The following is a 16,137-nucleotide window of genomic DNA, read 5'->3' on the forward strand; positions in this document are numbered from 1 at the left end:
TGCCGGCCAACCGGCCGGCCGATGCCACGATCGGTGACACGGAAGCCACGGCACACGTACGTCGGCACCAGTCTGCCCCGGTCGGTCACTCCACCGGCGACGGCACGGCGCGCAGCCTGGCGCCCTGCTGCTGCGCGAAGCCGGCGCCGCTGCGGACGGGGCCCCTCGGTGCACCCGTGGGCGTCGAGAGGATCAGGGTGATCCGGGTCAGTCCCATCTCGCCCAGCATCCGACTGGTCTCGGCCACCATCCGGCACCGCACCAGCCCCCACCGCGGGTCGGGGTGGCGCACGGTGCGCACCGCCCCGTCGAGCTCGGCGGCGTCGGCACCGTGCGTGCTCAGCCAGTGCGGCACCCCGTACCGGTAGGCCGCCTCCATGAACGGGTCACGGGCCACTTCCTGGCGGATGCTGCGCAGCCCCTCGTCCTCGGGGGCCCCGGCCAGCGCGGTCGCGAACTGGGCCAACAGTGGTACGCACCAAGCGGGTTCGTGGTCCTCCAGCACGGCAGCGGCGTCCGGGTGGAACAGCACGAAGCGCAGGAAGTTGTCGTCCGGCAGGGCCGTCGGGTGCGGCCTCACCGACTGGAAGAGCTGGTCGAAGGCCGAGTTGGTCAGGGCGACGTCCCAGCGGTGGTCCACCAGGAAGCTCGGGTACGGCACGGACTCCATGAGGGCCGCGTAATCGCACAGGTAGTCACGCTGCGCCGGGTCCTCGGGCAGCCGGTTCTCCTCGGCGGCCCGCCACGTGGGCGGCGGGTCGCGGTCGACCATGACGCGGAACAGCCAGAAGCACTGCCGCTCGCTCATCTCCAAAGCCTCCGCCAGGGCGAGGAGTTTGCGATCCGTCCACTCCTTGACCAGGCCTCTTTCCCAGTTCCCGTACGCGCGCACGCTGATGCGCAGTCGGGCGGCGAGGTCTTCCTGGCTCAGGCCCAGCTCCTCGCGGCGCTGGCGCAAAATCTCCTTGCGTCGCTCCGACCGCACTGCACCGCGGGCGGGTTCCTCGCCCGCCAGGCGCTCTTCAACGGCTCGGGCGAGTCCATCGGACGGGCCCACCGCTGCGAGATGTGGCACTGAGAGCTCCCCCTCCTCCGGTCTGGATCTTCATTTCCGTGTGGCGATCCTGCTACCGACTTCATTCGAGTGTCAACTATTGTGGCAATTCAAGCCTCTTGACAGCTCATTCCCGCCACAGCTGTGGCACGTTCTAGCCCTTCTGGGCAAGAGCGGATAGATTCCAGAAGCCGACCATGTGCCCATACCGACTTCGCGCGATCTAGGAGAACCACTGGTGACAGACGGCTTCCCGGCTCCCGTCGCGGTGGCCGACGCACCCATGGCGGCCACCATCACGCGCGTCGCCGAACTCGCGGGCAAAATGGGCCGCGACCTGAACCAGGTCTTCGACCTGCGGCGGCTATCCGAGGCATCCGGCGTACCCACGGACGTGGTCAGGACCCTGCTCGACGGCAGGCCGGCCGGCGAACCCGATCTGCAGACCCGGTTCCTCCAGCGTCTCGACCTGCTCCGGCGGACCCGCGTCAAACCGAACGGCCGCCGCTACACGCAGCAGGAGATCGCGGACGGCGCCGGCATGTCCCGGCAGCAGGCCGGCGCACTGATCAACGGGGACCGGCGCCCCACCATGGAGCATTGCGACGCGATCCAGCGGTTCTTCGGAGTGCACGCCGGATTCCTCACGGCCCACGACGCCGACGCCCTCACCGACGCGCTCCAGCGGACCGAGCAACAACTGCTCCAGGACTTCGCGGGGCGGGCACGGGAAACCGTACCGGCGTCGGCCGCATCGGCGGGCGATCCACTGGCAAGACTCCTCCAGAACCACGGTGTACGGGGCATCGCCTGGCGCGCAGCCCAACTGCCCAGCGACAAGCACCGGGACAAGGTGACCGAATGGCTGGACATGCTCCTCGAAAGCGTCAAACCGAACGAATCCTGACCCAGTCGAAAGTCTGGGTCTGATCCTTGAGTCCTGATCCGGATCCGCGCCGACGGGGAGAACGGTGAGCATAGGCAGAGAGCAGCGGCGGTTGTGCGGGGAGCTGGTGGCCGGTATCCGGCTGACGGCCCCCGTGGAACCCGTGGACCTCTACGCTGCCCTCTGCGAGGGCATGAGCAGACACCGCGGCCGCCGGGTGGACTTCCGGATGGCCTCGTTCCCGCCGCGGACGGCCAGCGGCCTGTGGCTCGACATGGCGGACCGCGATCTCGTGGTCATCGAGGAACGCACCGCGCCGGACCACCAGTTGGTGATCCTGGGCCATGAGCTGTGGCACATGAAGGCCGGCCACTGCAGCCACCACGTCGACGGCGCCGCCGTCGCCGCGCGGATGCTGGCCGACGAAGCCGACATCGGCGAGACCGTACGCCGCGTCGCCGCACGCACGCGCGCCGACGTCCAGGAGGAGACCGAGGCCGAAACCTTCGGCTTACTGCTGGGTAGTCGGTGTCGGAACTGGCTCGCCGGATCGGCGAGCCACCGCGCTCCGGTCCAGCGCGATCAATTGGCGGGCCGGATCGAGGCTTCGCTGGGCTACCGGGGGCACAGGAAAGAGCGTTGAACGGCAAGGACTACTACATACCGGCGGCCGCGATGGCGGTCTCACTCGCCTTCAAGCTGCCGGCCCTGCGACACAACTGGCGCGACCCCCTCCTACGATCGGTCGTGGCCCTGCTGACCCTGGCCGGAGCGGTGTTCACCTTCGCGGCCCCGCCCACCATCGCGGCGGTCAACCGATGGACCGGGATCGTCAACGTCTCGGCCCCCCTGGTCTACTGCCTGATCACCGCCTTCAGCGCCTCCTGCCTGGTCCTCATGGTCAACTGGCGGGGCGGCCCGCCCGAACAGACCCGACGCGTCTCGCGCCGCTGGACCCTGGGCTACGGCGCGGTGGTCGTCGCCCTGATCGCCCTCTTCGCCCTCGGTGGCACCCCGGTGGAGCGGCTGCGCGACTTCGACACCTACTACGCGAACACGCCCTACATCGGCCACATGATCGCGCTCTACCTGCTGGCGCACTGCGTGGCCGCGGTGGTGATGGTGGTCCTGTGCTGGCGCTGGTCGCTCCAGGTCCGCGGCTGGCTGCGGGTCGGCCTGGTGATCATCGTTGCCGGCTACGTCTTCAACCTCTCCTACGACGCCACGAAGATGACCGCGGTCATCGCCCGCTGGTCCGGTCACGACCTGGACGACCTCAGCACCTACGCCGCCCCGCCGCTCGCCTCGCTCGGGGCGCTGATCAGCGCGATGGGCTTCGTGGTGCCGCTCGTCTGCCAGCGGCTGTCGGACCAATGGCAGACCTGGGCGACGTACCGCCGGCTCGGACCGCTCTGGCACGAGGTGCAGATCTCCGCGCCCAGCGGCACCCCCTCCGTACAGATGGCCTGGTGGTCCGCGGCGGAACTACGGGTGATCCAGCGCGAGTCGGACATCCACGACGGCTTCCTGCACCTCGGGCCGTACTTCGACAAGGGCCTCGGCGACGGCGCCTACGAGAACGCCGTCGCCACGGGTGCCGACGAGGAGACGGCCCGCGCCGTCGCCGAGGCCGCCATGGTCGCGGCCGCCGTACGGGCCCGCTCCGCCGACCCCGACGGGAAGGTCATCGGAGAGGACGAGGAGACCTCCCTCGACACCGCCGACGGTCCGCGCGACCTGCTGCGGATCTCCCACGCACTGCGGCACTCGCCGGTGGTGCAGGCGGTCCGGCGAGAGGCGACTGTGTAGCGGCGGACGGGGCGTCCGCCGGCCGGCCCTCAGCGGCTGGCGACGGCCACCGACGCCGTGGCCGGGAACAGGTCCTGGAACGGTGCGGCCGAGTCGATCCCCTCCCGCCCGTACGGCGCGTCGAAGCTCCACACCATGAAGAGCAGGAACACGATCAACGCGCTGAACAACCCGGCGAGCAACAACTCCCGTCCGGAGCGCCGGATCTGCAGGGTGAAGATCAGCCCGACCGTCACCAGTCCGCCGACCACCAGCCCGAACCACACCACGCCCGGCAGCGTGGACTCGGAGCTCTGCGTACGCGAGTGCCGCGCGTCGTCGGCGGCCGCGATGTGGTCCAGCAACGGCTGATAGGCCTGCGCCTGAAGCTCGTTGGCCGGGCTCTGGTGCGTGACGTCGGTACGCAGCTTGCCGAGCAGGGCGGCGCCCTCGGGCGAGGCGTTGTCGCCGGAGGTCAGCAACGGCCAGTCCACGGCGACGGTGTGGGAGACGTACGCGTCCACCTCGCCCCGGATCCGGTCGCGGACGGCCGCCGGGTAGACGTCGGCGCGCTGGGTGACCTCGTACAGGGCCTGGGCCTCACGGCGCACGCTGTCCTCGGCGGCGCCGCGCGCCTCCCAGACTCCCGCGATGGCCAGGCCCAGCACGATCGCGTAGACCACGCCCACCATCATCGTCATGTACTCGATGACGTCGGGGGTTTCGCTGGTGTCCTCGTCGGCGGCGGCCCGGCGGTGCCGGATCGCGGTGATGGCGAGGACGACGGCGCAGACGAGCGCCATGGCGATGGCCAGGACCAGCCATTCGGACACGTGGATTCTCCCGGTGTGGGTCGTCGATGGTTCGACGGATCGGTTCTTCGGCGGTACGGCGGTACGGCGGTTCGGTGGATCGGTGGATCGGTGGACGGAGTGCAGGGGGCGGCGGTCAGCCGCGGCTCTTGGAGCGGGGGCGCAGGGCGGCGGCGGCCAGTACGGCCGGGGTGGTGACGACGACCATGAGCGTCATGGTGGACATCCCGCCCGGGCCGCGCCGCTCCAGGGCCACCGAGCGGTACGGACGCACGTGGAAGGCGCTCACCCGTGCGACGGCGGCCCTGGCCGCGGGCGGGGCGGGTGCGTCGGCCGACGCCGGTTCGTTCCGGCCCTCGGGACCCGCCGCGGGCACCGGCGGCTCCGACCCCCCGGCCCGTGCCTCCGGGGAACGCTCCACCGCTGCCCCGGGCGGACGCGGCCGCGCGGGCTCGGCCGGCCGCACGGGCCGCTCCGCAGGGCCGGCTGACTGCGCGGGCCGCCCCACGTGGTGCACGGTCGGCCGGTCGGCGCCGGGCACGGTCACCCGGACCGAGGGCCGCCCGGACGGCGGCCGGAAGACCGGTCTCTCCGGCTGCCCGGCCGGCACGCACCGGTCGACGCGGGCTCCGTAGCCGGGGCCGTGGCCGTGGCCGTAACCGTCGCCGTATCCGTCGGCCGCGACCGCCACGTGGCCGTGCAGCGGGCCCAGTGCCGCCACCAGGCCCGCCCCGGCGAAGTACTGCCAAGCCGTCACCGCGCGCCTCCCGAAATCCGCAGCAGATGTAAGGTCCACCACTGAAGAAACGATCAAGGGGCGGCTTCGACACGCCGCGGACGGGTGCAGATCCCCGATGCGGCCCGATGTCGCCATGGGACCGAGGGGGCGAACGCCCGGCTGGTCGCCCGGCGGTCGCGCAGCTCAAGCACCTCCACATCAGCGAGGTGCACGACATCGTCGAGGACGGCGAACTCCCGTACATCGTCATGGAGCTGGTCGAGGGCGGTTCCCTCGCCGACCGGCTCTCCCGGACCGGACCGGTGGGTGACGACGGGACACCGGTCCCCCCGATCGGCAGGGCCGCCGCCCCGGACACCCGCGGACACCCCTAGGCTGGGGGGACATGTCCGACTCCACGCCCCGCCCCGAACCGGCCGACCCTCCAGCGGTCGCCGTCCTGGCCGCGATGCGCCGGCCGCTGCGGTTCCTCGGCTCGTGGTGGCCCTGGCGGTGCTGGGCGTACCTGGGCAGCGGGTTCCTCATCGGCTATCCCGTCCTGATCCTCCTCGTCCTGCTCCTCGGAGTCGGAGTGGCGCTGGCGGTCGTCGGGATCGGGCTGTTGATCCTGCTCGGTGCCGTCGCCGCCGTGGTACCGCTGGGGGCGCTGGAGCGGTGGCGGCTGCGGTGGGTGGAGCCGGTGCCCGTGCCGGACCCGCACGCCTCCCTGGCCGGGGCCGGGCCCGCGGCCTGGTTGCGGACCCGGCTGCGGGAGCGGGCCACCTGGCGGGAGTTCGCGTACGCCACCCTGCTGGGGCCGGTCTTCGGGGCGGCCGGGTTCGCCGTGATCACGCTGCTGGCCTTCGCCCTGATCCTCGTCGCGACGCCGGCGATCGTCTGGGCCATCGCCCCGGACCACGTGATGCTGATCCCCGGCCGGCCGGTCTCCGGGCCGCTGGAGGCCCTGGGCGGCACGGCCGTCGGACTGGTCGGGATGGTGGTGGCGGCGTACGCGGGCGCCCTGCTCGCCGCGGCCCAGGTGAAGACCGCCCGCCTGCTGCTCGGGCCGCGCGTGGAGGCCGACCGGATCCTGGAGCTCACCCGCTCCCGGGTCCGCCTGGTCGACGCCTTCGAAGCCGAACGGCGGCGCATCGAACGGGACTTGCACGACGGCGCGCAGCAGCAGCTGGTCGCCCTCAGCATGACCCTGGGCCTCGCCGAGCTGGAACTGCGCGGGATCCCGCAGGCGGCCGGGGCCGCCGCCCTGGTGGCCCGGGGGCGCGGCGAGGCCAAGGTCGCCCTGGAGCAACTGCGCGACCTCGTAAGGGGCATCCACCCGCAGGTCCTCACCGACCACGGGCTCGCGGCGGCCGTCGCCGAGGTGGCCCTGCGCCATCCCGTACCGGTGACCGTGGACCTCGACGTGCCCCGGCTGGCCGAATCCGTCGAGATCACGGCGTACTTCACCGTCACCGAGGCGCTCGCCAACGCGGCCAAGCACAGCGGTGCCTCGCGCGTCGCCGTGGTCGGTAAGGTCGAGGGTGACCGGCTCACTCTCACCGTCACCGACGACGGCCGCGGCGGCGCCGATCCCGGCGCGGGAGCGGGCCTGGCAGGACTCGCGGACAGGGTGGCGATGTTGAAGGGCAGGCTGGTGGTGTCCAGTCCGGTGGGCGGACCGACCCGACTCCGGGTGGAGGTCCCGTGCTCCGGCTGATCCTCGCCGAGGACTCCGTACTGCTGCGCGCGGGGCTGACGGAACTCCTCACCCGCGGCGGGCACCAGGTGCTCGCCGCCGTCGGGAGCGCCGAGGAACTGGTGCGGGCGGTGGAGGCGCAGCGGCCGGACGCCGTCGTGACCGATGTGCGGATGCCGCCCGGCTTCCGCGACGAGGGTCTGCGGGCCGCACTCGAACTCCGCTCCCGGGACGCCTCGTTGCCCGTGCTGGTGCTCTCGCAGTACGTGGCCACGGCCTACGCCACCCAGTTGCTCACGGGCGCCTCGGCGGCCGGGCTGGGCTATCTGCTCAAGGACCGGGTCGGCGAGGTGGCCGAGTTCCTCGACGCCCTCCAGCAGGTCGCCGAGGGCCGCACGGTCATCGACCCCGAGGTGGTACGGGTCCTGCTCAGCCGGCAGTCCGAGGAGCGGCCGCTGGCCCGGCTGACCCCGCGCGAGCGGGAGGTGCTGACCTTGATGGCCTCGGGCCTCAACAACCAGGCCCTGGCGGCCCGGCTGTTCATCACCGAGGCCGCCGTCGTCAAACACGCGTCCAGCATCTTCATGAAACTCGACCTGGACGCCACGGAGGGCAACCGCCGGGTCCTGGCGGTCCTGGCCCACCTGTCGGGCCAGGAGGCCTAGCCGGTCGCGCCCGTGTCCCGCCGCGGGGTCCTGAGCAGCAGGGCGGCCGGCAGGGTCGCGAGCAGGAGGGCGCCGACCGCGCACCAGAGGGTGGTGGTGTAGGCGTCCAGCGTCCGGGCGAACACGTCGGTGTCGTCCGAGACGTGGCTCAAGCGGCTCAGCACGACGGCGCCGAGCACCGCCCCGCCGATCGACTGCCCCAGGTGGTGGGCCGCGCCGAGGGCCGCCGAGGCCGCACCAGCGTGGCGCGGGGCCACCCCGGCGGTCGCGGTGGCGTAGAGCGGGGCCAGGGCCAGGCCCAGGCCGACGCCGGTGAGCAGCAGGCCGGGCAGCACCCCGGTCGCGTAGGTGGACGCACCCCCGGTGCCGGCCAGCAGGGCCAGCCCGAGGGCCGTGATCACCAGGCCCGGCAGGACCATGAGGCGCGGCGCGATTCGGGGCAGCAGGCGGGCGGAGACCTGGGTGGCGACCACGAGGGCAGCGGCGACCAGGGGCAGGTGGGCGACCCCGGACGCGGCCGGGCTCTGGCCGCGGACCTGCTGGGCGAAGAAGCCCAGGGCCGGGAAGAGGACGACCAGGGCCACGCCGGTGAGGAGGACGGCCAGGAGGGAGGCGAGGCGGCTCCGGTCGGCGAGGACGTACGCCGGGAGCAGGGTGCCGGACGCTCTGGTCTGCCACCACAGGAAGCCGGCGAGCAGCGCGATGCCGCCCACGAGCAGGAGCAGGCTCGGGACGACGGCCCAGCTGAACGTCTCGGCCTCGGCGAGGCCGTAGGCCAGGGCGGCGGATCCCGCCGTGCCGAGGAGTACGCCGAGTCCGTCGAACCGGGCGCCGGTGCGGCCCGGGTGGGCGGGCAGCAGGGTGAGGGCGCCGATCAGGGCGAGTGCGGCGAGCGGGACGACCGACCACAGGGCCCAGCGCGCGTCCAGGGTCTCGGCGATCCAGCCGCCCGTGGACACACCGAGCGCACCGCCGCCCGCGGCGACCGCCGTGTAGATCCCGAAGGCCCGCCCGCGTTCCCGGGGGTCGGTGAATCCGGTGGCCACCAGGGACAGCGCGGCCGGGACGAGTAGGGCGGCGAAGGCGCCCTGCAGGGCGCGGGCGGTGATCAGCGACCCGGAGCTGTCGGCCGCGCCGCCGAGCACGTCGGCCGCCGCGCATCCGATCAGGCCGGCCACCAGCATCCGCCGTGCCCCGAGCAGGTCGACGAGGTGCCCGCCGAGCAGCAGCAGTCCGCCGAGGGCGACCAGGTGGGCGCTGTAGGCCGTACCCAGGTCGCCGGCGCCGACGGCGAGTTCGGCATGGATCTGCGGGCCCAGCACATTGAAGTGGGCCGCTTCGACGAGCACCAGCAGCTGCGTCAGGGCGAGGACCGCGAGGCCCCACCACCGCCGCGGGTGCGGGGGCGCGGGGACGGACGGGTCACCGGGGACGGGGCCCGGGGGCGGACCGAAGCCGTCAGCGGGACCGAAGCGACCGGGCACCGTGGGGGCGTACGCGGGCGGCGGGGGCGGTGCCGCCGGCGGAGAGGCGTCCTGCCGGGACTGCGCCGGCACGAGGCGGGGATCCGGCGTCTTGTCGAAGGGCTCCTTCTCTGCGGGCTCCTTCTCGACGGGCGTCTTCTCGGATGAGGTCCCCGCGGAAGAGGTCCCCTCGGCAGGGGCCCCCGCGGCAGGGGTCCCCGCGGAAGGGGTCCCGCCGCCGGCTCCGACTCCTGCCGGTGACGCCGGGGCGTAGTCCAACAGCCGCGCCGCATGGCGGCCCAGCTCGGCCAGCACCGCGCCCGGGAGCCACTCCCCAGCGGCGTCCGCCGCCGTACGCGCAGCCACCTCCTCGGGGGTGGGCCGGCGGGCCGGGTCCTTGTTCAGGCACGCGCCGACGAGTTCGACCAGCGACTCCGGCACCCCGGTCAGGTCCGCCTCCTCTTCGGCGATCCGGAAGAGGTGGGCGTTCAGGCCGGTGTCCTTGGCACCGAAGAGCGTGCGACCCGTGGCGGCGTACACGAGGACCGCGCCGAGGCAGAATACGTCGCTGGCGGGGCCCAGTTCGAGACCGCGTACCTGCTCCGGGGACATGAACCCCGGCGAGCCGATCAGCATGCCGGTGCGGGTGTGCAGGCTGTCGCCGGTCATGCCGTCCATCGCCCGCGCGATGCCGAAGTCGATGACGCGTGGCCCGTCGACGGTGACGAGCACGTTGGACGGCTTCAGGTCGCGGTGGATCAGGCCCGCCCCGTGCACGGCCCGCAGGGCGAGGGCGAGCCGGTTGGCGAGGGTCCGCACCGAGTCCTCGGGCAGCGGGCCGAACTGCCGGGCGACCACGGTCTGCAGGTCGGGCCCCGGGATGTACTGGGTCGCCACCCAGGGCACGGCGGCCTCCGTGTCGGCGTCGAGAACGGCAGCCGTCCAGCTGCCGCCCACCCGGCGCGCGGCGGCGACCTCGCGGGCGAACCTCCTGCGGAATTCGGCGTTCCCGGCGAACTCCGTCTGGACCACCTTCACGGCAACGGTCCGGCCGCCCTCGGAGCGGCCCAGGTAGACCAGGCCCATGCCACCCGCGCCCAGCCGGGCGATCAGGCGGTACGGTCCGATGCGGCTCGGGTCTTCGGCGATCAGCTGATCCACGGAGCGAAGGCTAGTGCAGCCGTCCCATGTGCGAGGGTCATCAGGCGAACTGCCCTCCCTACCGCTCGTTCCGTACCCGCGGCCGCCCGTCCGACGCTCGGAGCCGGAACGAGCCCGTCACCACCCGCGAGACACCCGGTACCGCCACTGAGCGGGCCCAGACCGACAGCAGGACCGGCAGCGCCAGGTAACCGAAGCGGCCCGCCGGGGCCAGGAGGAAGGCCAGCGCGAGGCCGAGGGCGAGGCGGTCCGCGGCGGCCGTCACCGTGCGCGGCGGCCGGGCGAGCAGGGAGAAGGCCACGGCGAGGCCTCCCGCGAGCAGCAGTCCCACGGTCAGGTACCAGCCCCAGGGACCCAGTTCGGCCAGGAGGCGTCCGGGCAGCGGGCTGCTCGCCGGGGTCGGCACCTCCGCCCGCCCGGTGGGGAAGGCGAACACCTGGCGCCACAGCTCCGCCGGCTGGAGCAGTGCGGCCGGCAGCACCAGCAGGGCCGTGCCGCCGGCCGCCACCAGAGCGCAGCGCACCGCCGGCCGCCCGCCCCGGCAGACCGCGAGCAGGGCGACGGCCACCGCGACCGCGGGCAGCGCCGTCCACTTCAGCGCGCACGCCCCGGCGAGGGCCGCCCCGGCCAGGACGGGCCGCCCGGCGGCGGCCGCCGCCAGCGCCAGGCAGCAGAGCCCGGCCAGCGGCAGGTCGACCCCGCTCACCGCCAGGGGCAGGGCCACCACCGGCGAGGCCACCAGGACGGGCAGCAGCCGGACCGACCCACCGACCGCTCCACCGCCGGTCCCGCCGCCAGCCCCACCGACGAGCAGCCGTCGGGCCGTCCCCAGGCAGCCGAACAGCACGGCGGCGCACCAGATCCGGGCGTCGCCCAGCAGCCGCACCACCCAGCCGTCACCGCCGCCGTCACCCCCGAGCAGCGCCCGCGGTACGCCGAGCAGCGCCATGCCCGGCAAGTAGGGGGTGTACTCCTCGACGTGCCCCGGCCGGTCGACGTAGAGCCGGCCGGACTCCAGCAGGAGCCGTCCGGACCGTTCGATGACCGTCACCTCCGACTGTCCCTGGCCGGTCAGGACCAGCCACAGGAGGGGTACGGCGACGGCGCCCAGCAGGGCGGTGGCGAGCGCCGCGCGACGGCGGCCGAGTGCGGTGGCCGCGGCGGCCCCGAGGTATCCGGCGGCGGCGCACCAGCCCCACAGCCGGTGCGGCGCCAGCGAGGAGAACAGCGGGAAGGACAGCGCCCACGCGGCGGCGAGCAGCCAGCCGGTGGTCCACCGAGCGGTACGGGAAAGGAACATGGGCCCATTCCAGCCGCGCACCCCCGGCCGGGTCTGCACGGCCAGGTGGACGATCCGCGGTGGGGTTTCCCCTACCTTTCTCCCTGCCCCCGCCCCCGCCCCTGCCCCTCCCCCGCCCTCGTCGCGGGCACGCGAAAGGGGCACGATCCCAGCGGGTCGTGCCCCTCACGCAGTTGTCGCCGGGCCCTGCAGGGGCCCCGGGCCTCAGGCCTCCGGGTTGCCGCCGAACCGCTCGCGGTAGGACTCCAGGTCCTCCTCGGTGACCCGTGCGAACAGCACCGGCGGGACGGTGAACGGGGTGCCGGCCGGAACGGCGTCCAGGGACCGCGCCTGCTCCGGGGTGATCCACGCGGCCGTGTCGTCGGCGAGCGCGAACGAGGAGCGCATGGCGCGCGCCGAGGCCGGGATGAACGGCTCGGAGACCACCGAGTAGAGGTGGATGAGGTTCATCGCCGTGCGCAGGGTGAGCGCAGCGCCGTCCACGTCGGTCTTGACCTCCGTCCAGGGGGCCTTCTCGTCGAGGTAGGCGTTTCCGGCCGACCACAGGGCGCGCAGTGCGGCCGCGGCCTTGCGGTACTGGAGGGTGTCCATGTGGCCCTCGTACTCGGCCAGCAGCTCGGCGATCTGCTCGCCCAGCTTGGCTTCGGCCTCGCCCGCCGGGCTGCCCGCGGGCGCCTCGTCGCCGAACTTCTTGCGGGAGAAGGTGAGCACGCGGTTGACGAAGTTGCCGAGGGTGCCGCCGAGGTCCTTGTTGACGGTGGCCTGGAAGTGCTCCCACGTGAAGGACGAGTCGTCGGACTCGGGCGCATTGGCGATGAGGAAGTAGCGCCAGAAGTCGGCCGGGAGGATCTCCAGCGCCTGGTCGGTGAAGACACCGCGCTTCTGCGAGGTGGAGAACTTGCCGCCGTAGTACGTCAGCCAGTTGAAGGCCTTGACGTAGTCGACCTTCTTCCACGGCTCACGGGTGGCCAGCTCGGTGGCGGGGAACATCACCGTGTGGAACGGGACGTTGTCCTTGGCCATGAACTGGGTGTAGCGGACGTCCTCGGCCTCGTACCACCACGACTTGTAGTCGCGGTTCGCCGGGTCCAGGTCCGACCACTCCTTGGTCGCACCGATGTACTCGATCGGGGCGTCGAACCAGACGTAGAAGACCTTGCCCTCGGCGGCCAGCTCGGGCCAGGTGTCGGCCGGGACCGGAACGCCCCAGTCGAGGTCACGCGTGATGGCGCGGTCGTGCAGGCCCTCGGTCAGCCACTTGCGGGCGATGGAGGAAGCGAGCTGCGGCCACTCCTCCTCGTGCTCGGCGACCCAGGCCTCGACCTCGTGCTGGAGCGCGGACTGCAGGAGGAACAGGTGCTTGGTCTCGCGGACCTCCAGCTCGGTGGAGCCGGAGATGGCCGAGCGGGGCTCGATCAGGTCCGTGGGGTCCAGGACGCGGGTGCAGTTCTCGCACTGGTCGCCGCGGGCCTTGTCGTAGCCGCAGTGCGGGCAGGTGCCCTCGACGTAGCGGTCCGGCAGGAAGCGGCCGTCGACCGGCGAGTACACCTGCCGGATCGCACGCTCCTCGATGAACCCGTTCTCCTGCAGCTTGCGCGCGAAGTGCTGGGTGATCTCGCGGTTCTGCGCGGACGAGCTGCGGCCGAAGTAGTCGAAGGACAGCTCGAAGCCGTCGTAGACCGCCTTCTGGGCGTCGTGGGCCTGCGCACAGAACTCGGAGACCGAGACGCCGGCCTCCTTCGCGGCGAGTTCGGCCGGGGTGCCGTGCTCGTCGGTGGCGCAGATGTAGAGGACGTCGTGGCCGCGCTGGCGGAGGTACCGGGAGTACACATCCGCCGGAAGCATCGACCCGACCATGTTGCCCAGGTGCTTGATCCCGTTGATGTACGGAAGCGCGCTGGTGATCAGGTGTCGAGCCATCCTCGGATGCTCCATTTCCTCTGTGCGGTACAACGTGACGTAACGGATTGTGAATGCGGTTCATCGTATCGAACCGCCGCGAGGCCACGCGCCGCATTTGTTCATGGGTGGACGTAAAGCAAAAGCGAGGGCAGTGACCTCTCCGTCACGGCCCTCGCGATCAGGCACATGCTACAGCCGGACCGCACCGCGCCCGACCGGTGCACGGGTGGCGACGGCAGCGACAGCGGCGATGGCGATGATGGCGACACCTGTGTTGGCACTGTCGTCGGGCATATGCATACGTGCTGGCTGGAGCCGCGCGTGATCGAGATCGATCACGGGCCGATCATCCGCGACGTATTGCTTCCAGCTTTCTTCTCTGCGCCCTCCGAGTGCGCCCGCGCTGCTTTCCTGTTCAGCGCACAGGGGATGAGGTGGAGCGGTGAACGATGGCGGACCGGAGGAGTCCGGTGGGGCCGTGGGACTACCGAGCCGGCGTCGGCGGCCGACTCCCATGAGCCAGTGGGATCCGACGGCGCGCCTGTCGTACTGGGCCTTCCACGCCAATCGGCGGCCCGCGTACATGCGCTTCGCGTATCTACAGCTGGGTTCCGACGCGGCGGCGGAGGCGGCGGTCGACGCCGCTTTCGACTCGATCATGGATGAGTGGTTGCGGATGCTCCACATGGACCGCCTCGACGCCTACGCCTGGACCGTCCTCAAACACTGCCTGGTCGACCGACAGCGCCGGCGCCATCCGTGGCAGCAGCGGCCGGAACCGATGGACATCAGCGCCTTCGAGGCCGCCCTCAAGGAGGCCCACGCCGATCAGTACGAGGTGCTGACCGACACCATCCGCTTCTACTCCGCCGTCTCCCGGCTCGCCGAGCGGCAACGCGACTCCGTACTGCTGCGGTACGGGCTCCAGTGCACCCCCGGAGAGGCCGCTTCCGTGATGGGCGTCGACGAGGCCACGGTCCGCTCCTACCTCGGACAGGCCCACCGCCGCCTCGCCCGCCTGCTCGCCACGTCCCCCACGTCGCCCGAATCAGCCGAATCAGCCGAATCATGAGGCGCTACGAACGGCAAGAGCGGCAGGACGGCGACCCGGTCCCCCGCTCCCTGGCCGAGTTCCTCGCCCGGGCAGGCGTCCGCGACCGCTACCGGTACTACGACCTCGGCGCCGCCGAGGCCCGGCTGCTGCGCGCCGCGCCGCACCCTCCCGCCTCCGGACACCGCGCCCGACGCCGGTCGGTGCACGGCTGGAGCGACCCCGCCCGGGACTGCCCGCTCGACGCCGAACGGGCCCGGCGCGACCTCAAGGCCGTCTGCCTCGCCTCCGCGTGCGCGCCCAAGGCCGCGGCGCACCTCGACTCCTTCCTCACCGAGGGGCACACCGACCTGGCCGGGGCGGTCGTCTTCGGCTGCCTGCTGCACCTGGCCGGGCTGCGCGAAGGAGCCCGCTTCTGGTGGCAGTTCGCCGCCGGGTCCGGAAGCCCGCGGACCTCCGCGGCCGCGTACTGCCTCTTCCTCGACCACTCCCGGCGCGGCGAGCACCACGACGCCCGGCACTGGGCGCGCGAGCTGGGCCGGCGCGGCTTCCGGCCGGGCGGCCGACGCGACCTGCGGGAGGTCCGGCTGTGCACGCAGGCGGCCGTGCTGCGCCACGTCGAGCAGTTCGAGGATCCCGACCTGGGCCCGGTGCCGCTGCCGAGGCCGGGGCTGTCCGGAGTGCTGACCGCGTTCCAGCCGCAGCCCGTCACGGTCGCCGCGCCGGTGGCGTCCGCCCGGCCGGCCGCCGGGTCGTTGCGTCACCCGGCGCTGACGGCCGCGGCCCGCGGGACCGTCGTACAGGGCGGTACGGGCGAGGCGCTGGCGGAGGCCCGCCGCGCGCTGGCCGTCGTACGCGTCCTGGAGCAGCACCCGTTGGGGGTGCGGGCCGGCCAGCTCGCGCGGGAGTCGGGCCTCGCGGAGGCGGAACTGCGCCCCCTCCTGGCGATGCTGTGCGAGGAGGAGTACGCGTACCGGCCGGGGGCGGGGGTGTACGGGCGCGGCCCGGCCCTGGACCGGCTCGCCGCCCCCGGCGGCCACGGCCTGGCCGGGCAACTCCAGCGCACCCTGGCCCTGGCCCGGGACAGCGCGGGCGCCGCGGTGTACCTCAGCCGGTACGCGGGGGGCGAGGTCCACATCACGCAGATGGCGGCCGGGCCGGCGACCCCGCCGGTGCAGGAGTGGGTCGACTTCCGGGACGCCGCGCACGCCAGTGCGGTCGGCAAGTGCCTGCTGACCCAACTCGACCACGAGCGCCGCGCCGACCACGTGGCCCGGCACCGGCCGGCCCGGCTCACTGCGCAGACCATCACCGACAGCCGGGCCCTGTTCACGGCGCTGGACGCGGTGGCTCCGGGCGCGCCCGTCTTCGATCTGCTCGAATACTCCCCGGGGGTCGTCTGCTCGGCCGTTCCGCTCGCCATGGGCGGCGCCGCGGGGAGCCTGGCGCTGTCCCTGCCTGCGTCCCATGCCCACCGGCTGCGCTCGGCCACCGAAGCGCTGCGGCGCAAGGCCGTACCGGTCCTCCTCGCCCTGCTCCTGACCGGCGCGATCCCCCCGGACCCGGTGGCCGCGCCCGCCGCCGAACCCGGCTGCGCACCCGAACGGCCCGAGCCCCGGCCGATGCGGGCTCCGGTCACTC

13 protein-coding genes and 2 pseudogenes are annotated in these 16,137 nt (G+C 73.0%); 8 read left to right on the forward strand and 7 right to left on the reverse strand.

Annotation, left to right across the window (positions count from 1 at the left end):
- Nucleotides 1-85: 85 nt before the first annotated feature.
- A complete protein-coding gene (locus tag OG207_RS09190) occupies nucleotides 86-958 on the reverse strand; it encodes a helix-turn-helix domain-containing protein (protein WP_329097557.1) in 873 nt (290 codons plus the stop codon).
- 334 nt (nucleotides 959-1,292) lie between these two features.
- On the opposite strand from OG207_RS09190, the gene OG207_RS09195 reads away from it, so the two are divergent.
- The 3 genes from OG207_RS09195 to OG207_RS09205 all read left to right on the forward strand — a co-directional run bounded on the left by OG207_RS09195 (nucleotide 1,293) and on the right by OG207_RS09205 (nucleotide 3,749).
- Nucleotides 1,293-1,961, forward strand: coding sequence for a helix-turn-helix domain-containing protein (locus OG207_RS09195; protein ID WP_329097559.1), 669 nt, complete (start codon nucleotides 1,293-1,295; stop codon nucleotides 1,959-1,961).
- Nucleotides 1,962-2,025: 64 nt separating this feature from the next.
- Complete coding sequence (locus OG207_RS09200; RefSeq protein WP_329097561.1) at nucleotides 2,026-2,583, forward strand: toxin-antitoxin system, toxin component; 558 nt, start codon at nucleotides 2,026-2,028, stop codon at nucleotides 2,581-2,583.
- Nucleotides 2,580-3,749 (forward strand): MAB_1171c family putative transporter, encoded by a 1,170-nt coding sequence (locus OG207_RS09205; protein ID WP_329097563.1) that lies wholly within the window; start codon nucleotides 2,580-2,582, stop codon nucleotides 3,747-3,749. The genes OG207_RS09200 and OG207_RS09205 overlap by 4 nt, the downstream gene beginning before the upstream one ends.
- A 29-nt stretch (nucleotides 3,750-3,778) precedes the next feature.
- Here the strand turns inward: OG207_RS09205 and OG207_RS09210 are convergent, their stop codons facing one another.
- Nucleotides 3,779-4,561, reverse strand: a complete 783-nt coding sequence (locus tag OG207_RS09210; RefSeq protein WP_329097565.1) for a bestrophin-like domain — start codon at nucleotides 4,559-4,561, stop codon at nucleotides 3,779-3,781.
- Nucleotides 4,562-4,676: 115 nt separating this feature from the next.
- The gene (locus OG207_RS09215; protein ID WP_329097567.1) at nucleotides 4,677-5,297 is read right to left on the reverse strand and encodes a hypothetical protein; all 621 of its coding nucleotides are present in this window, start codon (nucleotides 5,295-5,297) and stop codon (nucleotides 4,677-4,679) included.
- A gap of 152 nt (nucleotides 5,298-5,449) precedes the next feature.
- Between OG207_RS09215 and OG207_RS09220 the strand changes: the two are divergent.
- The 3 genes and pseudogenes from OG207_RS09220 to OG207_RS09230 all read left to right on the forward strand — a co-directional run.
- A pseudogene (locus OG207_RS09220) lies at nucleotides 5,450-5,584 on the forward strand (serine/threonine protein kinase); the annotation flags it as partial.
- An 80-nt stretch (nucleotides 5,585-5,664) separates the two neighbouring features.
- Nucleotides 5,665-6,975, forward strand: a complete 1,311-nt coding sequence (locus tag OG207_RS09225) for a sensor histidine kinase (protein ID WP_329097569.1) — start codon at nucleotides 5,665-5,667, stop codon at nucleotides 6,973-6,975.
- Nucleotides 6,963-7,619: a response regulator transcription factor gene (locus OG207_RS09230; RefSeq protein WP_329097571.1), complete on the forward strand. Its 657-nt coding sequence runs from the start codon at nucleotides 6,963-6,965 to the stop codon at nucleotides 7,617-7,619. The genes OG207_RS09225 and OG207_RS09230 overlap by 13 nt, the downstream gene beginning before the upstream one ends.
- Here the strand turns inward: OG207_RS09230 and OG207_RS44035 are convergent.
- The 4 genes from OG207_RS44035 to OG207_RS09255 all read right to left on the reverse strand — a co-directional run bounded on the left by OG207_RS44035 (nucleotide 7,616) and on the right by OG207_RS09255 (nucleotide 13,784).
- The gene (locus OG207_RS44035; protein WP_443072693.1) at nucleotides 7,616-10,243 is read right to left on the reverse strand and encodes a bifunctional serine/threonine protein kinase/MFS transporter; all 2,628 of its coding nucleotides are present in this window, start codon (nucleotides 10,241-10,243) and stop codon (nucleotides 7,616-7,618) included. The two genes, OG207_RS09230 and OG207_RS44035, sit on opposite strands and share 4 nt — an antisense overlap.
- 58 nt (nucleotides 10,244-10,301) lie before the next feature.
- Nucleotides 10,302-11,543 (reverse strand): glycosyltransferase 87 family protein, encoded by a 1,242-nt coding sequence (locus tag OG207_RS09245; RefSeq protein ID WP_329097574.1) that lies wholly within the window; start codon nucleotides 11,541-11,543, stop codon nucleotides 10,302-10,304.
- A 204-nt stretch (nucleotides 11,544-11,747) separates the two neighbouring features.
- Complete coding sequence (metG, locus tag OG207_RS09250) at nucleotides 11,748-13,463, reverse strand: methionine--tRNA ligase (protein WP_329097577.1); 1,716 nt, start codon at nucleotides 13,461-13,463, stop codon at nucleotides 11,748-11,750.
- A 171-nt stretch (nucleotides 13,464-13,634) separates the two neighbouring features.
- The gene (locus tag OG207_RS09255) at nucleotides 13,635-13,784 is read right to left on the reverse strand and encodes a hypothetical protein (protein ID WP_329097578.1); all 150 of its coding nucleotides are present in this window, start codon (nucleotides 13,782-13,784) and stop codon (nucleotides 13,635-13,637) included.
- Nucleotides 13,785-13,959: 175 nt separating this feature from the next.
- Between OG207_RS09255 and OG207_RS09260 the strand changes: the two genes are divergently transcribed.
- Both OG207_RS09260 and OG207_RS09265 read left to right on the forward strand, forming a co-directional pair.
- Nucleotides 13,960-14,517 (forward strand): sigma factor-like helix-turn-helix DNA-binding protein, encoded by a 558-nt coding sequence (locus OG207_RS09260; RefSeq protein ID WP_329097580.1) that lies wholly within the window; start codon nucleotides 13,960-13,962, stop codon nucleotides 14,515-14,517.
- 800 nt (nucleotides 14,518-15,317) lie between these two features.
- Nucleotides 15,318-16,037, forward strand: a pseudogene (locus OG207_RS09265) (IclR family transcriptional regulator domain-containing protein); the annotation flags it as partial.
- Nucleotides 16,038-16,137: the final 100 nt, after the last annotated feature.

The sequence above is a fragment of the Streptomyces sp. NBC_01439 genome, from assembly GCF_036227605.1.
In the GTDB taxonomy this organism is placed as follows: domain Bacteria; phylum Actinomycetota; class Actinomycetes; order Streptomycetales; family Streptomycetaceae; genus Streptomyces.

Bases quoted from the DNA above. Each gene is read 5' to 3' on its own strand.
- OG207_RS09225 (WP_329097569.1), top strand. From the start codon at position 5,665: ATGTCCGACTCCACGCCCCGCCCCGAACCGGCCGACCCTCCAGCGGTC.
- OG207_RS09245 (WP_329097574.1), bottom strand. From the start codon at position 11,543: ATGTTCCTTTCCCGTACCGCTCGGTGGACCACCGGCTGGCTGCTCGCC.
- metG (WP_329097577.1), bottom strand. From the start codon at position 13,463: ATGGCTCGACACCTGATCACCAGCGCGCTTCCGTACATCAACGGGATC.
- OG207_RS09260 (WP_329097580.1), top strand. From the start codon at position 13,960: ATGAGCCAGTGGGATCCGACGGCGCGCCTGTCGTACTGGGCCTTCCAC.